Raw genomic sequence first — 2,286 nt, 5'->3', positions numbered from 1 at the left:
GTGTACAGTGAAAGTTGTAAGCACGGTTCTGAGGGGAGGGAGGGAGATATATCTAAAACTCACTCCTTTACCCGACCGAATTTGGTTCTGGGAACACTGTGTATGAAAAATTAGACTGAACACAGTTCCAATATTCATGGGTACCAAAGATCTTCTCAAAGAATATAATCTTTCTAGACAATGCGACAATCTGTACCCAAAAATTCTGATTCCTCTTCGTATTCAAGAAGCTCTGCTTGCTGAGCAAAGCTTAGGAAGGGCAAAAACTGCGGACAGATTTGGGGAACTCAGTGGTTGGGCAGTGGCTTTGGGAGCAATATCTCTAGCAACGCCTGTCGGATGGCTTGGTTTGATTGGTGCTGGCGCAGCAATTTTCTATGATTCCACTGAAGGTTATCAAGAACGAAAGTCAACTGTTGAGGAAGAAAATAAAAGGGCTAGACAAATTCTTAGTGACCCGGAATTGTTGCGTAAATATATGCAAAGTCAGTTAAAAAGCACGTTGCAAACAACCAGATCTAGTTTGACCAAAAGTGATGCCAGATCAGGAAAGTATGATGATGTTCTTTTAAATGCAGTTAGAGCAATACCGGGATGTCTTGTTAAAAAAGGAGAAGGGTTAAATCTTAGCTATACTTTCACGCCAGATGTTATTTTGCACATCCCTTCATTGAATCTCTGGATTGATATAGAAGTTGATGAGCCTTGGTTCTTAAGTGATTCAGGGCAAAAAGAGCCAATTCATTATATTGGTAAAGATGACTATCGAGACCAGCAGTTTTATGATGCTAGATGGATAGTTATCAGGTTTGCAGAAGAACAGATTGCTAAACAGCCCGCTTCTTGCGCTAAAGAAGTCGCAAAATTGTTGTCATTGTTCAATGTAGATGCTTCCCAACTTTTCCAAACTACTCCCGATTTGAAACCTGTTGAGCGTTGGAATTATGAGACTGCCTTGGAAATGCATAGATATTAAATTTATCTATTTGACATCTTTCAACCTTGTAGAATCGTCTCACTATTAAGTTGTCGGCAGGAGCAGCATAATAGTATCCTTCAAACCAGATGATTGGTCTCTCAGGTTAAAATGTAATGACACAGTTGAAACGAGGTCAAATCCGTGACAGTTCGGCAACCCCGCTACAGTAAAGAAGAGTTCGCTCGACGGGGCGATGAGATTTATGAAACTCAGGTGCGTCCCCAAGTCGAGGAAGGTAATCGCGGCAAAATTGTGGCGATCGACATCGAAACCGAAGACTTTGAGCTTGCTGATGATACGATGACCGCCACTCGACGACTCTATGAGCGATTGCCTGATGCTCAACCTTGGGTTGTTCGCATCGGCTATCGTGCCGTTCATCGATTTGGCGCACGGAGCTTGAAAGACGCTTTATGATGCAGGGATACGTAAATGAGAGTTATGAGGCTGTGATTTCCATCGTTGTTAAGAATGGTACTAAGGTCAAACCCGTTAATGCTGTGATCGATACTGGGTTCACAGGTTTCTTGAGTCTCTCCTCAGCAATCATTGCTGAACTTGAATTACCTTGGAGCTATCGAGATCGTGCCACTTTAGGGGATGGGAGCGAAACCCTATTTGATATCTACGAGGCGAGTGTGATTTGGGATGGACAGTTCCGAGAAATTGAAATCAATTCAGCTAACACAGAGCCGTTGCTTGGAATGAGAATGCTACGTGGGTACCGACTGCAAGTAGATACCGTTGAAGGTGGGCTGGTGACGATCGCAGCATTGACGGATGTCATTTAGAAATTGTTCGTGGGGCATGGTCTAACAATGCGATGGAGCGGCGAGTACAGTTTTTCGCTACGTTTTGGTTTTATTCATCGCCGCTCATCTTCACCGTTAGACCGCTAGGTTGTCTGTCAGGGCGCAGTCGAGAAATTGATAGTGGGGTGCGATCGCCAAGTAACTGCACATTTTCTGTGAAAATGCAGTTGCAAGCTGACTTATGGGGTACATCTGACTTTTCTCCGACTTTTTCCTGACTTTCTCCGACTGACAAATCAGGTGTACGGAGTTTAGGCTGAATTCAGTTTAAGCAATGTTAGACTTCCAAGGATAATTCAAATGCATAATGTACTTCGTGCTGCCTTTTTAGTTGCTTTTAGCACTACATTAGGGTTAGCACCTCTAACTGGAGATGTTAATACACTCGCTCAGAGCCTCCCTATCGGAGAATCTCAGTTATACTCGCCACGATTGAGAAATGGACTTTTGGATTGTTCTCCCGCATCAACGATAAGATGAGGTTTGTTCTAGAGC

General features: G+C 43.4%; 4 protein-coding genes. 3 read left to right on the top strand and 1 reads right to left on the bottom strand.

Going from position 1 to position 2,286, the window contains the following annotated elements:
* The first annotated feature begins 136 nt into the window (after positions 1-136).
* From C7B65_RS26790 to C7B65_RS26780, 3 genes are all read left to right on the top strand, one after another.
* Positions 137-976, top strand: coding sequence for a hypothetical protein (locus C7B65_RS26790; RefSeq protein WP_073075357.1), 840 nt, complete (start codon positions 137-139; stop codon positions 974-976).
* 144 nt (positions 977-1,120) lie between these two features.
* Positions 1,121-1,396 carry a hypothetical protein gene (locus C7B65_RS26785; RefSeq protein ID WP_073075358.1) on the top strand — a complete coding sequence of 92 codons (276 nt, stop codon included), beginning with the start codon at positions 1,121-1,123 and terminating at the stop codon, positions 1,394-1,396.
* 32 nt (positions 1,397-1,428) lie between these two features.
* On the top strand, positions 1,429-1,770 hold the full coding sequence (locus tag C7B65_RS26780) for a clan AA aspartic protease (protein WP_317615853.1): 342 nt from the start codon (positions 1,429-1,431) through the stop codon (positions 1,768-1,770).
* Positions 1,771-1,840: 70 nt separating this feature from the next.
* Here C7B65_RS26780 and C7B65_RS27555 read toward each other — a convergent pair whose 3' ends face one another.
* Complete coding sequence (locus C7B65_RS27555; protein WP_143162138.1) at positions 1,841-2,026, bottom strand: hypothetical protein; 186 nt, start codon at positions 2,024-2,026, stop codon at positions 1,841-1,843.
* Between the last annotated feature and the right edge of the window lie 260 nt (positions 2,027-2,286).

It is taken from the genome of Phormidesmis priestleyi ULC007, from assembly GCF_003003695.1.
GTDB classification, from domain to species: domain Bacteria; phylum Cyanobacteriota; class Cyanobacteriia; order Leptolyngbyales; family Leptolyngbyaceae; genus Phormidesmis_A; species Phormidesmis_A priestleyi_A.
Note: the sequence above shows the minus strand (reverse complement) of the source record. Positions and strands in the feature narration are given on the sequence as shown.